Here is a 24,357-nt window from a genome sequence, read left to right as displayed (position 1 = left end):
CGCCGGGTCGGTCGCCTGGGTCCTAGGCCAGTCCGCCCGCGCCGGTGAGGGTGACGAATTCCGTTCCCGCGCGGCGCAATGCGGGCAGGGCGGCGGCCAGACCCGCGGCGGTGTCGCCCTTGGGCCGGTTCATGTGCATGATCACGATCGACCCCGGTGACGCGGCGGTCAGCGCGCCCTGAACCTTCGCGGTGGGCAGGGTGGCGCCGGCGTCGCCGTTCACCGTGAAACCGACCACCTCCTCACCGAGGTCGCGGACGATCGCGGTCGCGACCTCGTCGCAGTGCGCGGTTCCGGGCCGGAACCACCTCGGTGCGGAGCCGGTGATCTGTTGCAGCCGTTGGTGGTTTCCCGACACCTCGTCCACCACCTCCGCGGCAGATCGGGTGCCCGCGATGCCGTAGGCGCTGCGCCCGGTCACCGACAGCGGAAGGTGACGCGTTCCGTGATTGCCGAGCTCGAACAGCGGGTTGGCGGACAGGCGTACCGCGACCGCCGGGTTGGCGTCGATCCAGCGACTGTTGAGGAACAGCGTGGCGGCCACTCGCTCACGCTCGAGCAGGTCGAGGAGCGCGGTGTCGACCGCGCCGCCGCCCCCCGGCCCGCCGCACGCGTCGAAGGTGAGCGCGAGACGGTGACCCGCGGACGCGAGCCGGGTTCGGATCCCGGTCACGGCCGTGCCCCACTCGTGCGGGACCGCGGTCGCCCACCGCGCCTTCACCGCCGCGGGGTCCGGCGGCGGCGGAGTCACGGGCTCGGTGAACCACGGCGCCGCGGAGCCTTCGCCGGGGAGGGCGGCGTCGGCGGGTGCCGGGCCGACGAGCGAGGGGCCGACGTACGCCCAACTCGCCGCTCCGATGCCGCCCCCGAGGAGTCCGAGCAGCATGGTCCGGCGGGTCACTCTCGCATTCACAGGCGGAGCATAGGGTCGGCCGGCCGGGTCGGCGAGTCGAGAGCGCGCCGCACGATCACGGTTCGCCGAGAGTTCACGGTGCGGTCACGGTTCGGCGGCTGCGCCCGACGAACGCTCGTTCCTCAGGACTTTTCCCATGATTCGGGACTAGCCTCGACAAATATGAGCCAGCCTGCAGAGAACACCCGCATCGTGCTCGCTTCGCGCCCCGTGGGCGAGCCCCAGCAGTCCGATTTCCGGATCGAGTCCGCGCCGATGCCCGTGCCGGGCGAGGGACAGTTGCTGCTCGAGACCCGTTACCTGTCGTTGGATCCCTACATGCGCGGCCGGATGAGCGACGCCGAGTCGTACGCCGACCCGGTCGCGATAGGCGACGTCATGGTCGGGGGCACCGTCTGCACCGTGCTCGAGTCACGGGACCCCGGCTACGCCAGCGGCGATGTGGTGCTGTCCTTTTCGGGCTGGCAGAGCCATTCGGTCGCGGACGCGAATCACGTCCGCAAGATCGACCCGAGCGTCGCGCCGGTGGAAACGGCGCTCGGGGTGCTCGGCATGCCCGGATTCACCGCGTACGCCGGACTGCTCCGGATCGGCAAGCCGCGGCCGGGCGAGACGGTCGTGGTGGCCGCGGCGACCGGACCGGTCGGGTCGGCGGTCGGTCAGATCGCCCGGATCAAGGGCGCCCGCGCGGTCGGAATCGCGGGCGGCCCCGAGAAGTGCGCCTACCTGCGCGAGCTCGGCTTCGATGCCGCGATCGACCACCGCGCGGCCGATTTCGCGGACCAGTTGGCCGCCGCGGTGCCCGACGGAATCGACGTGTACTTCGAGAACGTCGGCGGCAAGGTGTGGGATGCGGTTCTGCCGCTGCTCAACACCTACGCCCGGGTGCCGGTGTGCGGGTTGATCGCGAACTACAACCTCACCTCGGCGCCGCCCGGCCCGGACCGGGCCCCGGCGTTGATGAGCCGCATCCTCACCAAGAGCCTGACCGTGCGCGGCTTCATCCAGTCCGAGTTCGTCAAGGAGTCGTTCGCGGACTTCATGCTGGACATGTCGGGCTGGATTCGCGACGGCAAGGTCGGCTACCGCGAGGACGTCGTCGACGGGCTGGCCAACGCTCCCGAGGCGTTCATCGGACTGCTGCGGGGCAAGAATTTCGGCAAACTCCTGGTGAAGGCGGCCGAGGGGTGACCGGGCTCGTGAGTCACCAACCGCAGGCCCGAGTCGGTGCCCTCGACGTCGTGGCGTTCCTGTGCGAGCTCGCGATGCTCACCCTGCTCGTCCTCGCGGGCGCGGAGTCCACCGAATCGCTGCTGTGGCGGGTGGTCGCGGCGATCGCCCTGCCCGTGGTGGCGGCGGCAATCTGGTCGGTGTGGATGGCGCCGACCTCCCGTCGACGGCTGCGCAACCCGATCCGGCTGTACGCCCAGCTCGCGCTGTTCGCCGTGACCGGGGCGGTCGCCGGAACCTTCCTCGGCTGGCCGGTCGGTGCGGTCTTCTTCCTGGTGTCCGCGTTGGTGTTCGGGGAGCTGTGCCGTCGGGAACTCCGCACGCCGTAACTGCCGCAACAGCTTCTGGCCCGCGCCGTCGCTGATCGACACCAACGGCACTGTGCGGCATGTCAAGTACGGCGAGAGCGGGACCCACGACCAGGGCGCGACGCCGTTCGGCCACCCGGCGTCGCTCCCTGCCGCCGGCTTCGCCTAACGTGGGTCCTGGACACTTGACCAGGGTGTAGTGGTGAAGGTGTCTGGGGTCGGGGGACGCCGAGTGACATGAGGGACCGATATGGGGGGATGCTGTGAATCCGGATGTGCCGATGGTGGAACTGTCGGGCTGTCTCGTGGTCGGGATGCCGCCGTTGCGTGACGACGAGGTTGCGGTCGCGGTGTACCGGATGGTCGTCGAGGAGGCGGATCGAACGGGGGTGCGGGCGGTGATCCTGGACATCGAGGCGATCGGCGCAGTCGATTCCCGGGTCGTGGGAACGGTGAACGAGATCGGCATGCGGCTGCGTTCGGCCGCGGTGGACTGTGTGGTGGTCGACGGCCGGCCGGCGTTGCAGCAGTTCCGCGACGACCAGCGGGAACGGTCCCGACTCGACACCGTGGACTCGCTCGACGACGCCTTGGCCTGCCTGCGCTAGCGGCCGCCCGCCGCTAGCGCATGTCCCGGAAGACCGGGTCCCGCTTCTCGCGCCGGGCCAGCGTGGCCTCCTCGAAGTTGTCGGTCATCAGCCGGATCATCAACTGGCCGAGGCCTTCCTGGTTCATGTGCTGCGCCATCGAGGAGGCGTCCAGGCTCGACCACAGGGTTCGCTTGGTGAGCTCGACACCGGGCCGCGAGAACGCGGCGATCCGTTCGGCCAGCGTGAAGGACTCCTCGAGCAGGTCCTCGTCGGGCACCAGACGCGAGACCAGACCGATTCGCTCGGCCTCCTCGGCGTCGATGTCGCGGCCCGACAGCATGATCTCGAATGCCCGCGACGATCCGATCGCCCGCGGCAGCAGGTAGCTCAAGCCGAGCTCGCTCGCGGTGAGCCCGTTGTTGATGCCCGCGGCGCGGAAGTACGCGTCGGGGGCGGCCAGCCGAATGTCCGCGGCCAGCGAGAGGCAGAAGCCGCCGCCGATCGCGGCCCCGTTGACCGCTGCGATCACCGGCTGATGCATCCGGCGGATCGCGAGCACCACGTCGTCGAGGATCTCCATCGCGCGCAGGGCGATCGACGGTCGGGTCAGTCCGTCGATGTGCGGCGGGCTGCCCGCCGAGGCCTGGTCGGCGCCCGAGCAGAAGCCGCGGCCGGCGCCGGTGAGCACCACCGCGCGCACCGAGTTGTCGTTGCTGATCGCCTCGAGCGACTCCTTGAGCGGGACCATCACGTCGAACGCCATGGCGTTCATCCGCTCCGGGCGGTTCAGGGTCACCAGCGCGACGTTCTCACGCGGTCGCTCGACGAGGATGAAGCTCACGGTGTTCTCCTGCTCTGCGTCAACGGTCGGACCCCGTCGACACTACGTCGAAAGGGCGAAAGTTGTAACAGGTTCTAGCGGAGGGCCGGGGTGTGCAGCCTATGCCGTCTCGCGACGACGACGCCGCGCGTTGAGCACCGACAGTCCGGTGATCACCAGGAAGAGCACCGCCGTGGAGATCAGCTGTTTGCGCGCGTCCACGTCGGTGAGCATCAGCAGGATCAGGGCGCCGAGGGCGGCGAGGGTCAGCCAGCTCAGGTACGGGAAGCACCACATCCGCACGGTGAGCTCGCCCTCGGCCTCGAGTCGCGGACGCAGCCGCAGCTGGGAGACCACGATGAAGATCCAGATCACCAGCAGGGCCGCGCCGACCGCGTTGAGCAGGATCGACAGCAGCGAGTCGGGCAGCAGCCAGTTCAGCAGCACCGACACGAATCCGAAGAACACCGACAGGATCACCGCGTTGGTCGGCACCCCGGTGGCGGACAGCTTGGACAGCAGCGCGGGACCGTCGCCGCGCCGCGCGAGCGAGAACGCCATCCGGGAGGTGCCGTACACGTTCGCGTTGAAGGCGGACAGCAGCGCCACCACGACGACCAGTTCCATCAGGCCGGCGACGTACGGGAGGTGCGCCTGATTGAGCACCGCGACGAACGGGCCGCTCTGCAGGTGCTCGGAATTCCACGGCAGCACCAGCACCATGATGGCGATGGACCCGATGTAGAAGACGCTGATTCGCCACACCACGCTGCGCACCGCGGTCGCGATCGAGTGCTCGGGGTCGTGCGATTCGGCCGCCGCGATCGTCACGATCTCGATGCCGCCGAAGGCGAAGGCCACCACCAGCAGTCCGGCCGCGATCCCCGCGAAGCCGTTGGGCATGAAGCCGCCCTGACCCAACAGATTGGTGAAGCCGACCGGGTCGGTGTCGGGCAGGATCCCGAACACGAGCAGGACGCCGATCACGAGGAACGCGACGATGACGGCGACTTTCAATGCGGCGAACCAGAATTCGAACTCGCCGAAGTTGCTGACCTTCGCCAGGTTGACCACCGCGAAGAAGGTGACGAAGACGAGCGCGATCACCCACTGCGGCATCCCGGGCAGCCAGCCGTGCACGATTGCCGAGGCGCCGGTGATCTCGGCGCCCAGCACCATGATGAGCATGAACCAGTAGAGCCAGCCCATCGTGAATCCGGCCCACTCGCCGATGCCGATCCGCGCGTAGTGGCTGAAGGATCCGCTGGCCGGGATGGCCGCCCCCATCTCGCCGAGCATGCGCATGACGAAGATGACGATCAGGCCGGCGATCATGTACGAGATCAGGACCGCCGGCCCGGCCTTGGCGATGCCGACGCCGGTGCCGAGGAACAGGCCCGCGCCGATCGCGGAGCCCAGGCCCATCATCGTGAGATGGCGGACCTTGAGCCCGTGCCCGAGGTGCGAGGTGTCGCCCTCGTCGGTGCTCGCGGGGGTACTCGGCACTGCGTCGGCCATCGGTCAGTCGTTCTTGTGCAGCGCGGCGTTGAGCTCGACGCCGGTGCCCGCCTTCGCAACGACCTCGACGCCGCCGGTGACCGAGTTCCGGCGGAAGAGCAGGTTGGACTGGCCGCTGAGGTCCTTGGCCTTGACCACGGTGCCGTCCGGGCCGGTGACCTTGGTGCCGGCGGTGACGTACAGGCCCGCCTCGACGACGCAGTCGTCGCCGAGGGAGATGCCGAGGCCGGAGTTCGCGCCCAGCAGGCAGCGCTTGCCCACCGAGATGACCTCCTTGCCGCCGCCGGACAGGGTGCCCATGATCGAGGCGCCGCCGCCGACGTCCGAGCCGTCGTCGACGACCACGCCGCCGGAGATCCGGCCCTCGACCATGGAGCTGCCCAGGGTGCCGGCGTTGAAGTTCACGAAGCCCTCGTGCATGACGGTGGTGCCGGAGGCCAGGTGCGCGCCGAGCCGGACCCGGTCCGCGTCGCCGATCCGGACGCCGGAGGGGACGACGTAGTCGACCATGCGCGGGAACTTGTCGACCCCGTAGACGGTGACCTGTCCGCGGGCGCGCAGCTGAGCGCGCACCAGCTCGAAGCCCTCGACCGCGCACGGTCCGAAGTTGGTCCAGACGACATTGGCGAGCAGGCCGAAGACCCCGTCGAGGTTCAGGCCGTGCGGCGCCACCAGGCGGTGCGAGATCAGGTGGAGGCGCAGGTAGGCGTCGTGCGCGTCGACCGGCGCGGCCTGCATGTCGGCGATCGAGGTGCGGACGGCGATCTGACGCACGCCGCGGGTGTCGTCGGCGCCGGTCAGCGCGGCCAGCTCGGCCGGGACGTCGGCGCCGTCGAGGACGACGCTGCCGGTGTCGGCGAACTCGCCGAGCACGGGCTCGGGGTACCAGGTGTCGAGGACGACCCCGTCCGTGGTCACGTTTGCGATGCCGACTGCGGATGCTCCCTGAATGCTCACGGGCACTCAGGGTACCGGCACGCGCGATTGAACCTTCACGCGAGCGCATCCGTGCAAGGCTGTGGCGGGGGTCGTGGAGACGTGCCGGAAGGACGTGGAGCCATGCGTGGGATCAAGTTCGTGCGCTCGACCCGGATCGCGGCGGCGGGCGCCGTGTTCGCGGCGGCCGTGGCCGCCCTCGGATCACCCGCCGCGGTCGCGGCGCCGGTGTGCCCCGGCGCAGGTCAGGCGCCGGTGCTGGTCGGCAGCGCCCCGGGCACGGTGATCGAGGGCGCCATCGTCGACGGTCTCGGTCGGCTCTACCTCACCGACCTGAGCAGCGCCCGAGTCCTTCGGATCGACCGCCCTGGTGCGCCCGCGGTGCCGATCGCGACCGTCCCCGGCGCGATGAGTGGCGGGCTCGCCTGGGCTCCGGACGGCGCTCTGCTGGTCGGCTACGGCGACGCCCGGGTCGCGGTCGGCGACATCGCGCGGTCGGCAGGCATCGTGAAGGTCGACCTCGCGACCGGCGCGGTGCACCCCTTCGCGACCGGGCTGTCCGCGGCGAATGGACTGGCGGTGGCCCGCGACGGCACCGTCTACGCGACCAACGATCTCGCGTCCCTGGTGGGGCGGGTGCTGCCGAACGGGGTCGTCCAGCCGGACTGGGCGGTGCTGCCCAGCGCGAACGGCGCCGCGCTCAGCGCGGACGACCGCTACCTCTACGTCTCGCGCACGTTCACGAACCCCGGCGTGAGCCGGATCCCGACCGCGAGCCCCGGGGCGCCGGAGTCCCTGGTCACCTTCGGCGGCGCGGACGTGCTGGCGGCGCCGGACGGACTGGTGCTCGACGCGCACGGCAGGCCGGTGGTCCCGACCGATGTCGGCGGCGAGATCCTCCGGGTGGACGGGCCCAACCAGTTCTGTGCGCTGGCCGGTGGCCTCCGGGCCTCCAGCGTGCTGACCTACGGACGGGGTAGCGGCGGGTTCTCCGAGGGCCGGCTGTTCCGGGCCGGTTTCGACGGCGACATCTACGAGATCCCGGGCGGCTTCGACCGCTAGGCCTACCCTGGCGTGGTGACTTCACTGCCGCGCCTGGACCTGTCCGCCGACCCCGTCGACCTGACCGCCGCGCTCGTCGACATCCCGAGCGTGTCTCAGGACGAGTCCCTGATCGCGGACGCCGTCGAGGCGGCGCTGCGCGCGCAGACCACCGGTTTCGAGATCGTCCGGAACGGCAACGCGGTGCTCGCGCGCACCAGCCGGGGCCTGCCCAGCCGGGTCATGCTGGCCGGCCACCTCGACACCGTCCCGATCGCCGACAACGTGCCCAGCAGGCGCACGGTCGACCCGGTCGAGGGGGACGTGCTGCACGGCTGCGGAACCGTCGACATGAAGTCCGGTGACGCGGTGTTCCTGCACCTCGCGGCGACGGTATCGGACCTCGCCCACGATCTGACGCTGGTGTTCTACGACTGCGAGGAGATCGCCGCGACGTACAACGGGCTCGGTCGCATCGAGCGCGAGCTTCCCGACTGGCTGCGGGCGGACGTCGCGGTGCTCGGCGAGCCGTCCGGCGGCTTCATCGAGGCAGGCTGCCAGGGCACGCTGCGGGTTCGGTTGACCGCGAACGGGGTTCGCGCGCACTCGGCACGGTCCTGGCTGGGGGACAACGCGATTCACAAGTTCGCGCCGCTGCTGCAGCGGCTCGCCGACTACCGTGCGCGTTCGGTGGACATCGACGGCTGCGTCTACCGGGAGGGTCTGTCGGCGGTCCGGATTTCCGGGGGAGTGGCGGGCAACGTGGTGCCTGACGCCGCCGAGATCGACGTCAACTTCCGCTTCGCGCCGGACCGCAGCGTCGAGCAGGCGATCGCGCACGTTCGCGAGGTCGTCGACGGACTCGGCCTCGATTTCGAGGTCACCGACAGTTCCGCCGGCGCGCTGCCCGGGCTGTCGGCGCCCGCCGCGGCGGCGCTGATCGAGGCCGCGGGCGGACAGTTCCGCGCGAAGTACGGCTGGACCGACGTCTCCCGCTTCTCCGCGCTGGGCATCCCGGCGGTCAACTACGGTCCCGGCGATCCGAATCTCGCGCACAAGCGCGACGAGCGCGTCCCGGTGCAGCAGATCGCCGACGTGACCGCTGTGCTGCGCGGCTACCTCAGCGCCTGAACCGTCGACCGGCACCGCCTCACGATGCGGTCGCGGCGCGGGCGAGGAGTCCGCGCCGACCCGCTAGCCTTGCCGCCATGGCACCCGACAAGACGCCCGGACGGCCCGCGAAGCGCAGCACCGCCAAGCGAGGCAGCGCTTCGGTCAAGCATCGCGGCCCGATCCTCCTGCGTCGCGACCGCAAGGCGGACACCAGCACCACCGACCAGCGGTTGCTCGACCAGCGCGGCCCGACCGACTGGGTGCACACCGACCCGTGGCGGGTGCTGCGTATCCAGAGCGAGTTCGTCGAGGGCTTCGGCGCGCTCGCGGAGGTGCCCCGCGCGGTGACCGTGTTCGGTTCCGCGCGCACCGCCGAGGACCACCCCGAGTACGACTCGGGCCGCGCGCTCGGCGCGGCGCTCGCGGAGGCGGGCTACGCCGTCATCACCGGCGGCGGACCCGGCGTGATGGAGGCGGCCAACCGCGGCGCCAGCGAGTCGGGCGGCTACTCGATCGGCCTCGGCATCGAGCTGCCGTTCGAGCAGGGCCTCAACGAGTGGGTCGACCTCGGCATCAACTTCCGCTACTTCTTCGCCCGCAAGACCATGTTCGTCAAGTACTCCCAGGCATTCATCTGCCTGCCCGGCGGATTCGGCACCCTCGACGAACTGTTCGAGGCGCTCACCCTGGTGCAGACCCGCAAGGTCACCCGGTTCCCCATCGTGTTGTTCGGCTCGGAGTACTGGTCGGGCCTGGTCGAGTGGATCAAGTCGACGCTGGTCGTGAGCGGCAAGATCTCGGAGGCCGACGTGGAGCTGCTGCACGTGACCGACAGCGTCGAGGAGGCCGTGCGGATCGTCGTCGAGTCCCAGCACGGCGTCGACGCCGCGGCACTGATGGGCACCGAGGAGGAGTGGTGACCGGGCGACCGGTCGCGGTCTGCGTGTACTGCGCCTCCGGCCCGGTCGGCGACTCGTATCTCGAGCTCGCTGCCCGCGTCGGAGCCGAGATCGGTCTTCGCGGCATGCAACTCGTCTCCGGCGGCGGCAACGTCTCGATGATGGGTGCGGTGGCCGCGGCCGCCCGCGAGGCAGGCGCCCACACCATCGGCGTCATCCCGAAGGCATTGGTGCACAGGGAGGTCGCCGACACCGACGCCGACGAGTTGATCGTCACCGACACCATGCGGCAGCGCAAGCAGACCATGGAGGACCGGGCCGACGCCTTCATCGCGCTGCCCGGCGGAATCGGCACGCTCGAGGAACTGTTCGAGACCTGGACCGCGGGGTATCTGGGCATGCACGACAAGCCGATGGTTCTGCTCGATCCGGTCGGTCACTACACCGGTCTGCTGGAATGGCTCGGCGGGCTGCGCGAGGGCGGCTTCGTGCAGCAGCGGGCCCTCGACGCGCTGGTGGTGACCGCGGACGTCGGCGCTGCGCTCGACGCCTGCATGCGGTGAGTGCCCCGCCCCACGCATGCAACTATGAAGTCATGACCGAGATCGCCGGAGCGGAGCCTGCGCAGCGACCAGACTTGCCGCCGGCACCGCTGCCGACCCTGTGCGGCCGACCCGTGGCGACCGACCGTGCCCTGGTGATGGCCATCGTCAATCGCACCCCGGACTCGTTCTACGACCGCGGCGCGACGTTCACCGACGAGGCCGCGATGGCGGCCGTGGACCGCGCGGTGTCCGAGGGCGCGGACCTGGTCGACATCGGCGGGGTCAAGGCCGGGCCCGGTGACGAGGTCGACGCCGCCGAGGAGATCCGCCGGGTGGTGCCGTTCGTCGAGGCGATCCGCGGGCGCTATCCGGACCTGTTGATCTCGGTGGACACCTGGCGCGGGCCCGTCGCGCGGCTCGCCTGCGCCGCGGGGGCGGACCTGATCAACGACACCTGGGCCGGCGCCGATCCGGAACTTGTCGCGGTGGCCGCGGAGCTCGGTGCGGGATACGTCTGCTCGCACACCGGCGGCGCCGTGCCCCGGACGCGACCGCACCGGGTTCGCTACGCCGACGTGGTCACCGACGTGGTCGCCGAGGTCGTCGCGGCGGCCGAGCGGGCCCGCGTGCTGGGGGTCGCGGAGGACGCAATCCTCATCGATCCCACCCACGATTTCGGCAAGAACACCTTCCACGGCCTCGAGTTGTTGCGACGAGTGGACGATCTCGTTAAGACCGGATGGCCAGTGCTGATGGCACTGAGCAACAAGGACTTTGTCGGGGAGACTCTAGGGGTGGAACTCGCCGACCGGTTGGAGGGCACATTGGCAGCGACAGCATTGGCCGCGGCACGTGGCGCCCGCGTGTTCCGTGTCCACGAGGTGGCGTCCACCCGCCGGGTGGTGGACATGGTTGCCGCGATCGTCGGCACCAGAGCTCCGGTCAGGACCGTACGGGGGTTGGCATGAGCACGATGAACGCGAGCGGGCTGCGCCTGTGGTCGGAGGCGAACAGCTGGGATCACCCGGACTGGACCGTCGACGAGCTGGTGGCGGCCAAGGCCGGGCGCACCGTGACGGTGGTGCTGCCTGCACTGAACGAGGAGAAGACCGTCTCCGCGGTCGTGGACACCATCCACCCCCTGCTGGGCGGGCTGGTGGACGAGCTGATCGTGCTCGACTCCGGGTCGACCGACGAGACCGCCGAGCGGGCGGCAGCGGCCGGGGCGACCGTGATCAGCCGGGAGCAGGCGGTCCCCGAGCTGGCACCGGTACCGGGCAAGGGTGAGGTGCTGTGGCGCTCGATCGCCGCGAGCACCGGCGACCTCATCGCATTCGTGGACGCCGACCTGATCAACCCGGATCCGGCGTTCGTGCCGAAGCTGCTCGGGCCGCTGCTCACCGTGGACGGCATTCACTTGGTGAAGGGGTACTACCGCCGACCGCTGCGGGTCAGCGGAACCGAGGACGCGAACGGCGGTGGTCGGGTGACCGAACTGGTCGCGCGGCCGCTGCTGGCGGCCATGCGTCCGGAACTGACCTCGGTGCTGCAGCCGCTCGGTGGCGAGTACGCGGGCACGAGGGAGCTGCTGTCGGCGGTCCCGTTCGCGCCCGGCTACGGCGTCGAGATCGGGTTGCTGCTCGACACCTACGACCGGCTCGGGCTGAGCGCGATCGGTCAGGTGAATCTGGGTGTCCGCAAGCATCGCAACCGACCGCTGATCGAACTCGGCGTGATGAGCCGGCAGATCATCGGCACCATGCTCGGCCGCTGCGGGATCGAGGACTCGGGTGCCGGGCTGACCCAGTTCAGGGCGGACGGCGACTCGTTCCTGCCCCTGACCACCGAGGTGTCGCTGGCCGACCGGCCGCCGATGAACACACTGCGTCCCTGAACACAGTGTCGGAGGCTCGTGACAGGATCGGGTCATGTTCACGGTGTTGCTATACCTGTTGATCATGGCCCTCGTCGGAGGGTTGCTGTTCCTGGTGGTGTCCATGGTCTTCGGACGCGGCGAGCAGATGGAGCCCTTGCCGCCGGGAACCACCGCGACCACGCTGCCTGCCCGGGACGTCACCGGAACGGACGTGCAGCAGCTGAGGTTCCAGCAGACGCTGCGCGGCTACAAGGCGAGTGAGGTGGACTGGGCTCTGGACCGGCTCGGCGCCGAGATCGACGCGCTCCGAGCCGAGGTGGCGCAGTTGCGGGAGGCGCGACCCACGGCTCCCGGACCGGTGGAGAAGCGATGACGACCACCGGGTACGACGACGGCAGGGTGCGCTGCCCGTGGGCCGTGGACACGGACGGCAGCACGCTCTACCGCGACTACCACGACCAGGAGTGGGGGACTCCGCTGCACGGCCGGGACGAGCTGTTCGAGCGGGTGTCTCTCGAGGCGTTCCAGTCCGGATTGTCGTGGATCACCGTGCTCCGCAAGCGGGAGGCCTTCCGCGAGGCCTTCGCCGGCTTCGACGTGGAGGCGGTCGCGGCGTTCGGCGCCGAGGATGTCGAGCGACTGCTGGCCGAACCCGGGATCATCCGGAACCGGGCCAAGATCGAGGCGTCGATCTCCAACGCCCGCGCCGTGCTCGCGATGTCGGACACGGACCTCGACTCGCTGCTGTGGTCGTTCGCCCCGCCCGCCCGGCTGCGGCGCGCCCGTACTGTGTCCGAGGTTCCCGCGATCACCGACGAGTCCACCGCGATGGCACGCGAACTCAAGCGTCGAGGCTTCCGATTCGTGGGCCCCACCACGGCATATGCGCTGATGCAGGCCACCGGCATGGTCGACGATCACCTGGCCGACTGCTGGGTTCGCGGACGCTGAAAACCGGTTGCCGGATGGGTCCGACGGGCGCTTTGGGCGACTCAGCTACCCGCCGCTAGTTGCAATAGGGAAGAATGACACAGGTGGACCCGGTACAAGCAGCCGGGACTGACGGTAAGCCTAGGCGCAGAGCACGGCGGCGCAGATCTGGAGGGAGCAGGCAATGGCGGCCATGAAGCCCCGGACCGGGGACGGTCCCCTCGAAGCAACCAAAGAAGGACGGGGAATCGTCATGCGGGTCCCGCTCGAGGGCGGAGGTCGGCTCGTGGTCGAGCTGACCCCGGACGAAGCCGCCGCGCTGGGGGACGAATTGAAGGGCGTTACCAGTTAGCTTCCTCGCGGTCGGTGTGATCACCGACGTGCACAGGGCCCCGCTCGCCGTCACGGCAGGCGGGGTCTTGCTGTGGTTGTCGCGCCGGGCGGGGCGCACGGGGGAGGTGCGGCAGTCGTGCTCGACGAGGTCGTAGACCTGCTCGCGTGCCCGCACTGCGGCGCCGAACTCGACGTGTCCGACCGCACCCTGCTATGCGGGCGCGGCCACAGCTTCGACATGGCCAAGCAGGGCTACGTGAGCCTGCTGTCGGGGGCATCGAAGATCACCGGGGACAGTGCCGAGATGATCGCCGCGCGAGTGCGATTCCTCGACGGCGGTCACTTCGATCCGCTCATGGACGCGGTCGCCCGCGCGTGCGTCGCCGACCCGTCCGACCGGCCCGCCGTGCTCGAGGTGGGTGCGGGCACCGGCCACTACCTCGCTGCGGTCCTCGACGCCCTCCCCTCGGCCCGCGGGATCGGTGTGGACGTCTCGAAGGCTGCCGCCCGCAGGCTCGCCCGCAGCCATCCGCGCGCGGCGTCGGTGGTCGCGGACATCTGGACCCAGTTGCCGGTGCGTGAGCGGGTGACCAGCCACGTGCTGTCGATCTTCGCGCCGAGGAACGCGGCCGAACTGCGCCGGGTGCTGCGGCCGGACGGCACGCTGGTGGTGCTCACGCCGACCGACCGGCACCTGCGCGAGCTGGTCGAGTTGCTCGGAATGGTGCGGGTGGACGAGAACAAGACCGCGCGACTCGGGGCGGCGATGGCGGGGCACTTCGAGCGGATCGACCGCGTCGAGGTCGAGTACCAGATGGCCCTCTCGCACAGTGACGTCGACAGCCTGGTCGCGATGGGGCCGTCCGCCCGTCACCTCGACGGCCAGGCGCGGGCCCGTCGCATCGAGGAACTGCCCGAGTCGTCCACCGTGACGGCCTCCGTCACGATCTCGCGCTACCGGCCGCTGTACCCCACGACCGCGGCCTCGTAGACGGCCACTGTCTGTCGGGCGATCTGCGCCCAGGAGAACTCCGCGATCGCGCGGACGCGCCCGGCCCGCCCCATCGCACGTGCCGCGCCGCGGTCCGCGCAGACGTCGTTGACCGCGGCGGCCAGTGCCTGCTCGAACGCCTCCGGCTCGTAGGAGTTGTAGTGCACGAGCCGGCCGGTGACGCCGTCGTCGACGACCTCGGGAATGCCGCCGACGTCGGAGGCCACCACGGCGGTCTCGGTCGCCATCGCCTCGAGGTTCACGATGCCCAGCGGCTCGTACACCGACGGGCAGACGAACACCGTAGCCGCGGAGAGTATTTCGCGAAGCTGTGCGGTGGGCAGCATTTCCCGGACCCAGAACACCCTGCCGCGCGCGGCGGCGAGCGCGGCGACGGCGTGCTCGGTTTCCGCTGCGATCTCGGGGGTGTCGGGTGCGCCCGCGCACAGCACCAGTTGCACATCCGGGTCGAAGTCGTGGGCCGCGGCGATCAGGTGGGCGACCCCCTTCTGCCGGGTGATGCGGCCGACGAACACCGCGACCGGCGCGTCGGGGTCGACGCCGAGCGCAGCCAGCACCGACGACGGCGTGCCGTCGCCGGGCTCCGGATACCAGACGTCGGTGTCAATTCCGTTGCGCACCACGTGCACCCGGTTCGGATCGACGAACGGGTAGGCGTCGAGCAGGTCGGTCCGCATGCCGGCGCTGACCGCGACGATCGCATCCGCGTGGCGAACGGCGTTCGCCTCGGACCAGGACGAGATCCGGTATCCCGCACCGAGTTGCTCGGCCTTCCACGGGCGGCGGGGTTCGAGCGAGTGCGCGGTGAGCACGTGCGGAACCCCGTGCAGTTCGCCCGCAAGATGTCCGGCGAGGCCGGTGTACCAGGTGTGTGAGTGGACGACGTCGACCCCGCCCGCGGCCGCGGCCATCCGCAGCTCCGCGGACAGCGTCGCGAGCGCGGGATTCGCCGATGCCAGCGCGGCGTCGGGCTGGTGCACCAGGGCGCCCTCGCGGGGCACGCCCATGCAGTGCACGTCGACCTCGCAGAGCCGGGCCAGCTGCGCCACGAGCTCGGTGACGTGAACACCGGCGCCGCCGTAGATCTCCGGCGGGTACTCCCTGGTCATCATCGCCACGCGCACGCGCTAAAGGTAGCCGCCCGACAGTGTTCGGGCCACCGCTCACCCTCGGGCGAAGCCTCGGGTGTGTCCCGAGCCGGGCGAAACCCCGGGCATGTCCCGTTCTCGGGCATGTCCCGGTAGCGGGGGTCAGGCACGGCCGATAGGTTGGCAGGGTGAGGAGCCAGCCGCATGTGCTTGGAATCGTGCTCGCCGGCGGTGAGGGGAAGCGTCTGTACCCCCTGACTGCGGACCGGGCCAAGCCCGCCGTCCCTTTCGGCGGCGCCTACCGGCTGATCGACTTCGTGCTCAGCAATCTGGTCAACGCCGGCTACCTCCGGATCTGCGTGCTCACCCAGTACAAGTCCCATTCCCTCGACCGCCACATCTCGCAGACCTGGCGACTGTCGGGTTTCGCGGGGGAGTACATCACCCCGGTCCCGGCCCAGCAGCGGCTCGGCCCGCGCTGGTACACCGGAAGCGCCGACGCGATCTTCCAGTCGCTCAATCTGGTCTACGACGAGGATCCCGAGTACATCGTGGTGTTCGGCGCCGACCACGTGTACCGGATGGACCCCGAGCAGATGGTCCAGCATCACATCGCCTCCGGCGCGGGCGTCACCGTCGCCGGTATCCGGGTGCCCCGCAGCGAGGCGTTCGCCTTCGGGTGCATCGACAGCGACGAGTCGGGCAAGATCGTCCAGTTCCTGGAGAAGCCGGCGCACCCGCCCGGAACCCCCGACGATCCCAACGTGACGTTCGCGTCGATGGGCAACTACGTGTTCACGACCAAGGTGCTGGTCGACGCCATTCGGGCGGACTCGGAGAACTCGGACTCCGACCACGACATGGGCGGCGACATCATCCCCGCGCTGGTCGCCGCGGGCGAGGCCTCGGTGTACGACTTCAAGGACAACGTGGTGCCCGGTGCCACCGACCGGGACCGCGGCTACTGGCGCGACGTGGGAACACTCGACGCCTTCTACGACGCGCACATGGACCTGGTGTCCGTGCACCCGGTGTTCAACCTCTACAACCGGCGCTGGCCGATCCGCGGCGCGGCCGAGAACCTGGCCCCCGCGAAGTTCGTGCAGGGCGGACTGGCGCAGGAATCCGTGGTCGGGGCGGGTTGCATCCTCTCCGCCGCGACCGTTCGCAACTCGGTGCTCAGTTCCAACGTGATGGTCGACGACGGCGCCACCGTCGAGGGCAGCGTGCTGATGCCCGGCGTCCGGATCGGCAAGGGCGCCGTGGTGCGCCGCGCCATCCTCGACAAGAACGTTGTGGTCGGCGAGGGGGAGATCATCGGCGTCGACCTCGAGCGCGACCGTCAGCGGTTCGCAATCAGTTCCGGGGGAGTCGTCGCCATCGGCAAGGGCGTCTGGATCTAGGGCGCGTCGCGCCCTAGCCCGCGGTCGCGCGTAGCGGCTCGGTCGAACTCATCAGCTCGGCCCACGACTCGACGTTCGGGTGGCGCTTGAGCAGTGCTCGGCGCTGGCGCTCGGTCATCCCGCCCCACACGCCGAATTCGACTCTGTTGTCGAGGGCCTCGGCGCCGCACTGAACGATGACGGGGCACTGACGGCACGCGGCCGCCGCCTCGCGTTGGGCGGCGCCGCGCACGAACATCTGATCGGGGTGCTCGGCACGGCACAGCGCACGGGCCGTCCACGTGTGCGGTATCGCCGGCCGGACGTTGCTCGAGTAGATCACGAGATCCCATGCTGCCCCCGATCGCGGCCGGTCGGCGGCCGTGCGACCCGAAGTTGGTCAACTGTCCATCTCGGGGTAACTACCTGAGGTCGCGGCGCCGGAATGCGGCCAGTCCGACCAGGATCAACGTGACGTCGATCAGGAGCAGCCAGAGCACCGGTGCGAGCTCGAACTGGGCCCCGGGTACTCGCGGTGTGTGGGTGAACGGTTCGAGGTCGAGTACCCACTGCGGGACACCGGAGATCGAGCCGAGCAGGAAGAGGGCGACGAACGCCACCAGCACACCCCAGGCCACGGGGGCGAAGCGCGGCGCCAGTCCGAACAGCAGGACTGCCGCGGCGGTGAGCATCCAGATCGCCGGCAGTTGCACCAGCGCGGCGGCGAGCACCCCGGGCAGTGTGCCACCGACGTCCGAGGCCGCGACGCCGTAGGTGATGCCGGCGACGAGTCCCGCTGCCAGCATCGCCACCGCCGGTCCCGCGATCGCGAGGACGACATGGCTCCAGGCCCACCGTGTCCGGCCGACCCCGCCGGACAGGACGAGCTCGCCGCGGTCGGCGCTCTCCTCGCTGTGCAGCCGGAGTGCGGACGAGATCGAAAGCGCCGCAGCGCCGACCGCCAGCATGGTGAACGAGATGGTGACGAACGAGTCCTCCAGTGCCTGCGAGCCGCCCATTCGGTTGACGATGTCGAGCACCGTCTGGTTGCTGCCGATCTCGTCGCCGATCCCGTGCACGACGCTGCCGATCAGCAAGGCGTACAGACAGATCCCGATCGTCGACGCGATCAGCGTGCCGCGCTGCAGCCGCCACGAGAGCCCGAACGGACCGTTGAGGGAGGGGGCTGCGGTCGGTGAGCCGAGGCGCTCGGCGATCAACCCCGCACCGACGTCCCGCCTGCGCAGGAGCGCGTACGCGGCCACGGTCAGCACGACCGTCGTCGCCAGCGGCAGCAGCAGCACCCACCAGCGGTCACCGGCGTACGGGCGGACCTGGAGTGACCAGCCGAGCGGGGACAGCCACGACAGCGCCCCCGAGCCGGCATCGCCGACCGCGCGGAGCGCGAACGCGGTCCCGAGGACCCCGAAGGCGATACCGCGGGCGACCCGGGCGCTGGCACTGAGCTGCGCGGCGACCGCGGCGACGGCGGTGAACACGAAGCCCGAGGCGGCCAGCGCGAGCCCGAACGCCAGCGACCCGGAGCGGGGGACGTCGGTGGTGAACAGGCCTGCGGCCCCGATCAATCCGGTCAGGAGCGAGGCGCCGAACGCGACCGACAGTGCGGCGGTCAGGCCCGCGTACCGGCCGACCGACGTCGAGTCGAGCAACTCCGTCCGGCCCGACTCCTCCTCCGCGCGGGTGTGCCGGATGACGGTGAGGATCACCGCGACCGCGATCAGCGTGTAGAACATGCCGGCCTTCCAGATGCCGACCGCGCCGAGGCTGTCGTTGTAGATGTTGCCGTACATGGCCCGCTGTGCGGGGCTTCCCATGATGGTGGCCGCGAAGGCCGCGCGATCCGCCTCGGAGGGGTAGATGCTCTGGATGCTGCCCACGTAGACCGACGCCAGCGGCAGGGAGAGGAGCAGTACCCACAGCGGCAGGACGATCCTGTCCCGGCGCAGCGCCAGGCGGAGCAGCAGCAGGGTGCCGGCGAAGTTCGGGTCGCCGCGGGTGGCAGTCGTGGCGCGGCGTCCGCCGCCGGCGATCGTGGCGGTGCTCATGCCGACACCTTCTCCCCGGTGGGTTCGGGTCCGTCGATCTGGTAGTGCCGCAGGAACAGTTCCTCCAGGGTCGGCGGCTTGCTGACGAGGGTGCGGACACCGGCGTCGCCGAGGACGCGGATCAGGGCGCCGAGGTGTTCGCCGTCGACCTGGCAGTGCAGGGTGTGGTTCTCGAGCGAGATGTCCTCGACGCCCTCGAGGTTGCTGAGATCGCCTGGATCGCTCAGCAATTCGGCGCTGATCGAGGTTCGGCTCAGATGTCGCATGTCCGACAGTGCGCCGCTCTCGACGGTCTTGCCGGCGCGGATGATGGTGACCCGTTGGCAGAGCGCCTCCACCTCGGACAGGATGTGGCTCGACAGCAACACGGTCACGCCACGCGCGGCCGCCTCGGTGACGCACTCGCGGAATACCTGTTCCATCAGCGGATCCAGGCCGGAGGTCGGCTCGTCGAGCAGCAGCAGGCCGGCGTTGGACGAGAGGGCGGACACCAGCGAGACCTTCTGCCGGTTGCCCTTCGAGTATGTGCGTGCCTTCTTGCGGGGGTCCAGGTCGAAGCGTTCGACGAGTTCGTCGCGTCGGGATTCGTCCATGCCGCCGCGCATTCGGCCCAGCAGGTCGATGGTCTCGCCGCCGGACAGGGACGGCCACAGCGTGACGTCGCCCGGCACGTAGGCGATGTCCCGGTGCAGGTCGACCGCGTCGGTCCACGGGTCGCGGCCGAGGACCCGGGCGCGACCGGAGGTGGCGCGCAGAATCCCGAGCAGTACCCGGAGGGTGGTGGACTTGCCCGCACCGTTCGGCCCGAGGAAGCCGTGCACCTCGCCCTCGGCGACGTCGAGGTTCAGGCCGTCGAGTGCGCGCACGGGCCCGAAATGCTTGTGCAGGTCGTGGACTTCGATGATGCCGGTCATCGATTCTCCTAGTTCTTTGTGTCGCTTGTGGTTTCGGCTCGCTGGTCGACGACGGCGTCGAGGAACGTGGTGTCGGTGAACAGTCCCTCGGTGTACAGCTCGAGGGCCGGGAACATGATCTCGTCGGTGAGTTCTCGGATCGCGTGACCCCAGTCGACCGAATCGCCCTGCTCGCCGCGCATCTGCAGGAAGAGCAGCGTGCTGCCCATCGACTGCATGGTGAGGTAGCGGGCCCGAGCGGCCGGATCTCGGCTCGGCCGAAGGGTTCCCGCGGCCACGCCGTCCGCGAGGTACTGCTCGGTGGTGGCGACGATGTGCTCGAACATCGACTGCGCCAGCGTGCCGCCCGCCTGGTAGCTGCGTACGACGTAGGCGATCAGAGGCGCGTACTCCTCGACCTCGGCGAGCTGCTGGAGCAGCCCGGCCGCGCTCGGCCGGGTCAGGGACTCGGTCTTGGCCACCCGGATGATCTCGAGGACGTGCGCGTCGCATGCGGCGCGCAGGCCGTCCTTGGATCCGAAGTGGTGGTTGACCAGTCCCGGCGACACACCCGCGGCCGCGGCGACGGCGCGGACCCCGGTCGCGAACCCCTGCTCGCCGAAGACGGTGATGGCCGCGTCGCGGATGCGGGCGCGGGTGGTCAGGTCCCGGTCGGGGCCAGGTCGATCGGACAGGGCTGAACGCATGTTCAAAACACTAAACGGGTGTTCAGTGCGATGGCAAGGGTTCGGCCCGTCAAGGAGTCGTCAAGATGGGATCAGCCGCGGGAGGCGCAGAGCAGCCCGTCGCCGACCGGCAGCAGCACCTTGGTCAGCCGCTCGTCCTCCGCGATCGCCCGGGCCGCCGCCCGCACCGCGAGCGTGGTGGCGTCCCGCGCCGCCGGATCGGCGACCCGGCCGCCGAGCAGGGCATTGTGCAGGACGATCACCCCGCCGGGGCGCAGCAGTCGCACGCCCTGCTCGACGTACTGCGGGTGGTCGTCCGGCGAGGTGTCGATGAACACCAGGTCGTAGGCGCTGTCCGCGAGCCGCGGCAGCACGTCCAGGCCCCAGCCGTTGATCAGTCGGGTCCGGCCCGGGGCGATGGCGCCGGCCCGGAAGGCCTCCTTGGCGGCGCGCTGGTGTTCGGGCTCGTGGTCGATGGTGGTGAGTACGCCGTCGCCGCGCATGCCGTCGAGCAGCCACAGCCCGCTCACGCCCGCGCCGGTGCCGATCTCGACGACGGTCTTGGCGTCGAGCATCTGGGTGAACAGGCTCAGGAGTGCTCCGACCGACGGCGGCACCGGGTCCGCGCCGAGGTCTTCGGCGCGTTCACGTGCGGAAACAAGGACGTCGTCCTCCAGGACCGAGTCCTCGGTGTGGGCCAGCATCTGGTCGCCATTGGTCTGCACGACCACGAGGTTATCGCCGTCGCGCTCCGCCCGCCTCCAGGCGCGCTCTGCGGGGCCCCTCACAGGGCGCGCTCCGCCGACATTCTCAGGCGACGCTCAGGTTGCTCACATTCGGCACACATTCCGATGCGACAGGCTGAGGCCATCACGAGATCCGCAGACTGCACCGGAGGGAGGCGCGGCGATCGCGTCGAGGGAACAATCCGGACAACCCGGGAGTTGTACCCCACACGCGCACGTAGTCCGCGCACTTGCCACCAGCTGTCCCGAGCAGGAGGTTCCACCAATCTCGATGGTCAACGCCCAGTCAGTCACGAGCCCCGAGGTCGCCGAGTCGGCCGAGCTGAGCGGCACCGCCGCCTTCGACGCCAGCGGAGACCAGTCGACCATGCCGTCCTGGGACGAACTCGTCCGCGAGCACGGCGACCGCGTCTACCGACTCGCCTACCGGTTGTCGGGTAACGCCCAGGACGCCGAGGACCTCACCCAGGACACGTTCATCCGGGTGTTCCGTTCGCTGTCGAACTACCAGGCCGGAACCTTCGAGGGCTGGCTGCACCGGATTACCACCAACCTGTTCCTCGACATGGTGCGCCGCCGGAACCGGATCAAGATGGAGGCGCTGCCGGAGGACTACGAGCGGGTGCCCGCCGAAGGCCCCGATCCCGAGCAGATCTACCACGATGCCCGCCTCGACCCGGACCTGCAGTCCGCGCTGGACTCCCTCGCGCCGGAATTCCGCGCCGCGGTCGTACTGTGTGACGTCGAAGGTCTGTCGTACGAAGAGATCGGTGCCACACTGGGAGTCAAGCTCGGCACCGTCCGCAGCCGCATCCACCGCGGCAGGCAGGCCCTGCGAGAGCACCTGACCGCGGCACAGGGCCGGCGGTCGGGGACAGGAAAGTTGACAGTCGCGTGACAGTGCAGGAGGGATGGATGACGCAGGCCCGCAAACCGCGCCAGTTCAGCTCGACCGAGCACTTGGCCAGTGAGGCGGTTGCCGCGTACGTCGACGGCGAGCTGCAGATGAACGCCTACCTGCGGGCGGCGCAGCATCTGTCGCTGTGCCCGGAATGTGCGGCCTCGGTCGACGCCCAGCAGCACGTCCGCGGTGCGCTGCGACGCGCCTCCGAGATCAGCATGCCCAGCTCGCTGCTGGGTCTGCTGAGCCAGATCCCGACCTGCACCCCGCCCGTCGACGAGGGCAACGACCCGTCGAACCCCGCGAGCCGTGACGTGCAGTTCGGCAGGCGCCGGGCGTCGATCTCGTCGATGGTCACCTCCTATTCGCTCTCGTCGTGGCGCCGACGGCGTTAGATGCTGCGTCGCGCGCCCCGGGCACGCGGGCGTCGGCGATACTGGGTCGCGTGACTGACGACTACGAGCGGTGCTCGGCCGCGTGAACTCGGACTCCGCCCTGCCGACCACGCCCGACGGCTCGACTCCGGAGCGACTGGCGCCGCGACCGCTGTACCGTCCCACCGTCGATGCCGCGTCGGCCGCGGCGTTCTCGCGTCCGGCCGGGGTCAGCGAGCCCTTCGCCCCGGATGCAGGCGGCGAACGGTCCGAGGCGGATCCGGCGCTGTCCGTCCGGCCGCCGGACCCGGTCCTGGCCGAGGCGTTCGGCCGCCCCGAGGGTGAGACCGGGACCATCCAGCGCGACCCGGACGCGGCCGTCGCCGACGAGCCCGCGGACACGGCCGTCGCCGACCCGTGGCGCGACCCCGCCTCCGCGGTGCGGCTGGGCGGTGCGGCCGTGCGGACACCGCCCCCCGCCCCGCTGCCGCCGGCGGCGAAGCTCGGGGTGCGCGAGGTGCTGTTCGGTGAACGCATCGCGCCGCGAGCCCTGGCCGTCCTGGTGGGTGCCGCCCTCGCCATTGGACTGGTCGGCGGCATCATCGGTCGCGTGACGGCGGAGAACGTCGGCGCGCTGACCAGTCAGAAGGTCGAGCTGACGCAGTCCGGCGGCGGTGACCGCGAGGCCGGTCAGGTCGCCAAGGTGGCGCAGGCGGTGCTGCCGTCCGTGGTCTCGATCCAGGTCGCGCTCGGCGACCAGTCGGGCACCGGTTCGGGCGTGGTCGTCGACGGCGCGGGCTACATCGTCACCAACAACCACGTCGTGTCGCTGGCCGCCACCGATCCCGCCAAGGCCACCTTGCGTGCCGTCTTCTCCGACGGCACCCGGGCCGAGGCCCGGATCGTCGGCCGCGACACCAAGACCGACCTGGCCGTGCTCAAGGTCGACGTCGGCAATCTGACGGTCGCGCAGCTGGGCAAGTCGGCGGACCTGCAGGTGGGGGAGGACGTCGTCGCGGTCGGGTCACCCCTCGGACTCAGCAAGACCGTGACCAGCGGCATCGTCAGCGCGCTGCACCGCCCGGTGCGGCTGAGCGGAGAGGGCACCGATACCGACGCGGTGATCGACGCGGTGCAGACCGACGCGGCGATCAACCCCGGCAACTCGGGCGGCCCCCTCGTCGACGACCAGGGTCGCGTCATCGGCATCAACTCGGCCATCCGCAGCGAGAGCGGCGGTTCGGTCGGCCTCGGATTCGCGATTCCGGTCGACGACGTCACCAGAGTCGCGCAGGAACTGATTCGCACCGGTGCGATGCACCATTCGGAGATCGGGGTCAACGCCCGTTCGGTGACCAACGAGCAGACCGCAGGCGCGCAGGTGGCGAACGTGCAGGCAGGCAGCCCCGCGCAGCAGGCGGGCATCGTCGAGGGCGACGTCATCGTCAAGGTGGGGGACCGGACCGTCGCCAATGCCGACGAACTGGTCGTCGCGGTTCACCAGCAGCCCGTCGGGCAGTCCGTTCCGGTCCAGTTGATCCGTTCGGGGCGCGAGGTCGAGGTGCAGGTGACGCCGGTTTCGGACTGAATGCCCGGACTCGGCTGTGAAGTCGCCCCGAATTCTGCACTCGTCGCGGCGCGGCGGTTGACAGACACGTAGTCTGGTCAGGTGTTTGGCAACATTGGCTGGGGCGAGTTCATGGTCCTCCTCGTCGCGGCGCTCGTTATCCTCGGACCCGAGCGGCTTCCCGGTGCCGTCACGTGGGTCACCAAGTCCCTGCGGCAGGTGCGTGACTACGCGGGCGGCGCCACCGCGCAACTCAAGGACGAGTTGGGCCCGGAGTTCGAGGATCTGCGCAAGCCCCTGTCCGACCTGCAGCAATTGCGGGGGATGACCCCGCGCACGGTGATCACCAAGCATCTACTCGACGGCGACGACTCGCTGTTCAAGGACCTGGACATCACGAAGGCGGTCAACGGAAGCGGCAACGGCAACGGGAGCGCACGTCCGCCGACCGCGCGACCCGACCCCAAGCCGCTCGAGTCCGGCGAGCGTCCGCCCTTCGACGCCGACGCCACCTGACGGCCCGGTCCCATCGACGAACGAGCCCCGCCGCGGATACTTCGCGGCGGGGCTCGATGCGTCGGTGCGAGGCT

At 70.2% G+C, this 24,357-nt stretch carries 28 protein-coding genes; 18 read left to right on the top strand and 10 right to left on the bottom strand.

Translation table 11 applies throughout. From position 1 onward, the window contains the following. Positions 1-22: 22 nt before the first annotated feature. Positions 23-913 carry a polysaccharide deacetylase family protein gene (locus ACFXGJ_RS06005; protein WP_378617431.1) on the bottom strand — a complete coding sequence of 297 codons (891 nt, stop codon included), beginning with the start codon at positions 911-913 and terminating at the stop codon, positions 23-25. A gap of 162 nt (positions 914-1,075) precedes the next feature. Here ACFXGJ_RS06005 and ACFXGJ_RS06000 point away from each other — a divergent pair, with 162 nt between their 5' ends. The 3 genes from ACFXGJ_RS06000 (at position 1,076) to ACFXGJ_RS05990 (ending at position 3,059) form a co-directional block, all read left to right on the top strand. Further along, positions 1,076-2,104, top strand: a complete 1,029-nt coding sequence (locus ACFXGJ_RS06000) for an NADP-dependent oxidoreductase (RefSeq protein WP_378617430.1) — start codon at positions 1,076-1,078, stop codon at positions 2,102-2,104. An 8-nt stretch (positions 2,105-2,112) separates the two neighbouring features. Then, entirely contained in the window at positions 2,113-2,472 is a 360-nt protein-coding gene (locus ACFXGJ_RS05995; RefSeq protein ID WP_378617429.1) for a YrdB family protein, read from the top strand. A gap of 260 nt (positions 2,473-2,732) precedes the next feature. Further along, positions 2,733-3,059 (top strand): hypothetical protein, encoded by a 327-nt coding sequence (locus ACFXGJ_RS05990; protein WP_378617428.1) that lies wholly within the window; start codon positions 2,733-2,735, stop codon positions 3,057-3,059. Between the two features lie 13 nt (positions 3,060-3,072). Here ACFXGJ_RS05990 and ACFXGJ_RS05985 read toward each other — a convergent pair whose 3' ends face one another. The 3 genes from ACFXGJ_RS05985 to dapD form a co-directional block, all read right to left on the bottom strand. Continuing rightward, entirely contained in the window at positions 3,073-3,882 is an 810-nt protein-coding gene (locus tag ACFXGJ_RS05985) for an enoyl-CoA hydratase (protein ID WP_378617427.1), read from the bottom strand. A 99-nt stretch (positions 3,883-3,981) separates the two neighbouring features. Further along, entirely contained in the window at positions 3,982-5,379 is a 1,398-nt protein-coding gene (locus ACFXGJ_RS05980; protein WP_378617426.1) for an amino acid permease, read from the bottom strand. Positions 5,380-5,382: 3 nt separating this feature from the next. After that, on the bottom strand, positions 5,383-6,336 hold the full coding sequence (gene dapD / locus ACFXGJ_RS05975; protein WP_378617425.1) for a 2,3,4,5-tetrahydropyridine-2,6-dicarboxylate N-succinyltransferase: 954 nt from the start codon (positions 6,334-6,336) through the stop codon (positions 5,383-5,385). 102 nt (positions 6,337-6,438) lie between these two features. Between dapD and ACFXGJ_RS05970 the strand changes: the two genes are divergently transcribed. From ACFXGJ_RS05970 to ACFXGJ_RS05925, 10 genes are all read left to right on the top strand, one after another. Then, positions 6,439-7,377: an SMP-30/gluconolactonase/LRE family protein gene (locus tag ACFXGJ_RS05970; protein WP_378617424.1), complete on the top strand. Its 939-nt coding sequence runs from the start codon at positions 6,439-6,441 to the stop codon at positions 7,375-7,377. Positions 7,378-7,401: 24 nt separating this feature from the next. Next, the gene (gene dapE / locus ACFXGJ_RS05965) at positions 7,402-8,487 is read left to right on the top strand and encodes a succinyl-diaminopimelate desuccinylase (RefSeq protein ID WP_378617464.1); all 1,086 of its coding nucleotides are present in this window, start codon (positions 7,402-7,404) and stop codon (positions 8,485-8,487) included. Positions 8,488-8,564: 77 nt separating this feature from the next. Then, entirely contained in the window at positions 8,565-9,389 is an 825-nt protein-coding gene (locus tag ACFXGJ_RS05960; protein WP_378617423.1) for a TIGR00730 family Rossman fold protein, read from the top strand. Next, positions 9,383-9,931 (top strand): TIGR00730 family Rossman fold protein, encoded by a 549-nt coding sequence (locus tag ACFXGJ_RS05955; RefSeq protein WP_378617422.1) that lies wholly within the window; start codon positions 9,383-9,385, stop codon positions 9,929-9,931. The genes ACFXGJ_RS05960 and ACFXGJ_RS05955 overlap by 7 nt, the downstream gene beginning before the upstream one ends. A 32-nt stretch (positions 9,932-9,963) precedes the next feature. Then, positions 9,964-10,881, top strand: a complete 918-nt coding sequence (gene folP, locus ACFXGJ_RS05950) for a dihydropteroate synthase (protein WP_378617421.1) — start codon at positions 9,964-9,966, stop codon at positions 10,879-10,881. Beyond that, a complete protein-coding gene (locus ACFXGJ_RS05945; RefSeq protein ID WP_378617420.1) occupies positions 10,878-11,807 on the top strand; it encodes a glucosyl-3-phosphoglycerate synthase in 930 nt (309 codons plus the stop codon). Before folP ends, ACFXGJ_RS05945 begins: the two co-directional genes overlap by 4 nt. 34 nt (positions 11,808-11,841) lie before the next feature. Beyond that, the gene (locus ACFXGJ_RS05940; RefSeq protein WP_378617419.1) at positions 11,842-12,162 is read left to right on the top strand and encodes a DivIVA domain-containing protein; all 321 of its coding nucleotides are present in this window, start codon (positions 11,842-11,844) and stop codon (positions 12,160-12,162) included. Further along, complete coding sequence (locus tag ACFXGJ_RS05935) at positions 12,159-12,740, top strand: DNA-3-methyladenine glycosylase I (RefSeq protein WP_378617418.1); 582 nt, start codon at positions 12,159-12,161, stop codon at positions 12,738-12,740. Before ACFXGJ_RS05940 ends, ACFXGJ_RS05935 begins: the two co-directional genes overlap by 4 nt. Before the next feature lie 163 nt (positions 12,741-12,903). Continuing rightward, the gene (locus ACFXGJ_RS05930; RefSeq protein WP_003406247.1) at positions 12,904-13,071 is read left to right on the top strand and encodes a DUF3117 domain-containing protein; all 168 of its coding nucleotides are present in this window, start codon (positions 12,904-12,906) and stop codon (positions 13,069-13,071) included. A 117-nt stretch (positions 13,072-13,188) separates the two neighbouring features. Continuing rightward, on the top strand, positions 13,189-14,043 hold the full coding sequence (locus ACFXGJ_RS05925) for a putative RNA methyltransferase (protein ID WP_378617417.1): 855 nt from the start codon (positions 13,189-13,191) through the stop codon (positions 14,041-14,043). Here the strand turns inward: ACFXGJ_RS05925 and glgA are convergent. Continuing rightward, positions 14,007-15,188 carry a glycogen synthase gene (gene glgA, locus ACFXGJ_RS05920; protein WP_378617416.1) on the bottom strand — a complete coding sequence of 394 codons (1,182 nt, stop codon included), beginning with the start codon at positions 15,186-15,188 and terminating at the stop codon, positions 14,007-14,009. The two genes, ACFXGJ_RS05925 and glgA, sit on opposite strands and share 37 nt — an antisense overlap. Positions 15,189-15,340: 152 nt before the next feature. Here glgA and glgC point away from each other — a divergent pair, with 152 nt between their 5' ends. Next, positions 15,341-16,555 carry a glucose-1-phosphate adenylyltransferase gene (glgC, locus tag ACFXGJ_RS05915; protein WP_378617415.1) on the top strand — a complete coding sequence of 405 codons (1,215 nt, stop codon included), beginning with the start codon at positions 15,341-15,343 and terminating at the stop codon, positions 16,553-16,555. A gap of 13 nt (positions 16,556-16,568) precedes the next feature. Here the strand turns inward: glgC and ACFXGJ_RS05910 are convergent, their stop codons facing one another. The 5 genes from ACFXGJ_RS05910 to ACFXGJ_RS05890 all read right to left on the bottom strand — a co-directional run bounded on the left by ACFXGJ_RS05910 (position 16,569) and on the right by ACFXGJ_RS05890 (position 20,883). Beyond that, positions 16,569-16,877 (bottom strand): WhiB family transcriptional regulator, encoded by a 309-nt coding sequence (locus ACFXGJ_RS05910; RefSeq protein WP_378617414.1) that lies wholly within the window; start codon positions 16,875-16,877, stop codon positions 16,569-16,571. Positions 16,878-16,956: 79 nt separating this feature from the next. Beyond that, a complete protein-coding gene (locus tag ACFXGJ_RS05905; RefSeq protein ID WP_378617413.1) occupies positions 16,957-18,600 on the bottom strand; it encodes an ABC transporter permease in 1,644 nt (547 codons plus the stop codon). After that, the gene (locus tag ACFXGJ_RS05900; protein ID WP_378617412.1) at positions 18,597-19,514 is read right to left on the bottom strand and encodes an ATP-binding cassette domain-containing protein; all 918 of its coding nucleotides are present in this window, start codon (positions 19,512-19,514) and stop codon (positions 18,597-18,599) included. Before ACFXGJ_RS05900 ends, ACFXGJ_RS05905 begins: the two co-directional genes overlap by 4 nt. A gap of 8 nt (positions 19,515-19,522) precedes the next feature. Further along, on the bottom strand, positions 19,523-20,200 hold the full coding sequence (locus tag ACFXGJ_RS05895; RefSeq protein ID WP_378617411.1) for a TetR family transcriptional regulator: 678 nt from the start codon (positions 20,198-20,200) through the stop codon (positions 19,523-19,525). 71 nt (positions 20,201-20,271) lie between these two features. After that, positions 20,272-20,883: an O-methyltransferase gene (locus ACFXGJ_RS05890; RefSeq protein WP_378617463.1), complete on the bottom strand. Its 612-nt coding sequence runs from the start codon at positions 20,881-20,883 to the stop codon at positions 20,272-20,274. 313 nt (positions 20,884-21,196) lie between these two features. Here ACFXGJ_RS05890 and sigE point away from each other — a divergent pair, with 313 nt between their 5' ends. The 4 genes from sigE (at position 21,197) to tatB (ending at position 24,283) form a co-directional block, all read left to right on the top strand. Next, a complete protein-coding gene (sigE, locus tag ACFXGJ_RS05885; RefSeq protein ID WP_378617410.1) occupies positions 21,197-21,823 on the top strand; it encodes an RNA polymerase sigma factor SigE in 627 nt (208 codons plus the stop codon). A 17-nt stretch (positions 21,824-21,840) separates the two neighbouring features. Continuing rightward, complete coding sequence (locus ACFXGJ_RS05880; protein ID WP_378617409.1) at positions 21,841-22,221, top strand: RNA polymerase subunit sigma-70; 381 nt, start codon at positions 21,841-21,843, stop codon at positions 22,219-22,221. Between the two features lie 82 nt (positions 22,222-22,303). Further along, a complete protein-coding gene (locus ACFXGJ_RS05875) occupies positions 22,304-23,788 on the top strand; it encodes a S1C family serine protease (protein ID WP_378617408.1) in 1,485 nt (494 codons plus the stop codon). 81 nt (positions 23,789-23,869) lie between these two features. Continuing rightward, positions 23,870-24,283, top strand: coding sequence for a Sec-independent protein translocase protein TatB (gene tatB, locus ACFXGJ_RS05870; protein WP_378617407.1), 414 nt, complete (start codon positions 23,870-23,872; stop codon positions 24,281-24,283). Positions 24,284-24,357: the final 74 nt, after the last annotated feature.

It is taken from the genome of Rhodococcus sp. NPDC059234 (genome assembly GCF_042754225.1).
In the GTDB taxonomy this organism is placed as follows: Bacteria; Actinomycetota; Actinomycetes; order Mycobacteriales; family Mycobacteriaceae; genus Rhodococcus_G.
The sequence above is the reverse complement of the archived record's forward strand: the minus strand, read 5'-3'. Positions and strand labels throughout refer to the sequence as shown.

Excerpts from the sequence above, each read along its gene's own strand:
- ACFXGJ_RS06000 (WP_378617430.1), top strand. The coding sequence starts at position 1,076 with ATGAGCCAGCCTGCAGAGAACACCCGCATCGTGCTCGCTTCGCGCCCC.
- ACFXGJ_RS05990 (WP_378617428.1), top strand. The coding sequence starts at position 2,733 with ATGGTGGAACTGTCGGGCTGTCTCGTGGTCGGGATGCCGCCGTTGCGT.
- ACFXGJ_RS05980 (WP_378617426.1), bottom strand. The coding sequence starts at position 5,379 with ATGGCCGACGCAGTGCCGAGTACCCCCGCGAGCACCGACGAGGGCGAC.
- ACFXGJ_RS05970 (WP_378617424.1), top strand. The coding sequence starts at position 6,439 with ATGCGTGGGATCAAGTTCGTGCGCTCGACCCGGATCGCGGCGGCGGGC.
- ACFXGJ_RS05960 (WP_378617423.1), top strand. The coding sequence starts at position 8,565 with ATGGCACCCGACAAGACGCCCGGACGGCCCGCGAAGCGCAGCACCGCC.
- folP (WP_378617421.1), top strand. The coding sequence starts at position 9,964 with ATGACCGAGATCGCCGGAGCGGAGCCTGCGCAGCGACCAGACTTGCCG.
- ACFXGJ_RS05945 (WP_378617420.1), top strand. The coding sequence starts at position 10,878 with ATGAGCACGATGAACGCGAGCGGGCTGCGCCTGTGGTCGGAGGCGAAC.
- ACFXGJ_RS05940 (WP_378617419.1), top strand. The coding sequence starts at position 11,842 with ATGTTCACGGTGTTGCTATACCTGTTGATCATGGCCCTCGTCGGAGGG.
- ACFXGJ_RS05935 (WP_378617418.1), top strand. The coding sequence starts at position 12,159 with ATGACGACCACCGGGTACGACGACGGCAGGGTGCGCTGCCCGTGGGCC.
- ACFXGJ_RS05930 (WP_003406247.1), top strand. The coding sequence starts at position 12,904 with ATGGCGGCCATGAAGCCCCGGACCGGGGACGGTCCCCTCGAAGCAACC.
- ACFXGJ_RS05905 (WP_378617413.1), bottom strand. The coding sequence starts at position 18,600 with ATGAGCACCGCCACGATCGCCGGCGGCGGACGCCGCGCCACGACTGCC.
- ACFXGJ_RS05900 (WP_378617412.1), bottom strand. The coding sequence starts at position 19,514 with ATGACCGGCATCATCGAAGTCCACGACCTGCACAAGCATTTCGGGCCC.
- ACFXGJ_RS05895 (WP_378617411.1), bottom strand. The coding sequence starts at position 20,200 with ATGCGTTCAGCCCTGTCCGATCGACCTGGCCCCGACCGGGACCTGACC.
- ACFXGJ_RS05890 (WP_378617463.1), bottom strand. The coding sequence starts at position 20,883 with ATGCTGGCCCACACCGAGGACTCGGTCCTGGAGGACGACGTCCTTGTT.
- sigE (WP_378617410.1), top strand. The coding sequence starts at position 21,197 with ATGGTCAACGCCCAGTCAGTCACGAGCCCCGAGGTCGCCGAGTCGGCC.
- ACFXGJ_RS05880 (WP_378617409.1), top strand. The coding sequence starts at position 21,841 with ATGACGCAGGCCCGCAAACCGCGCCAGTTCAGCTCGACCGAGCACTTG.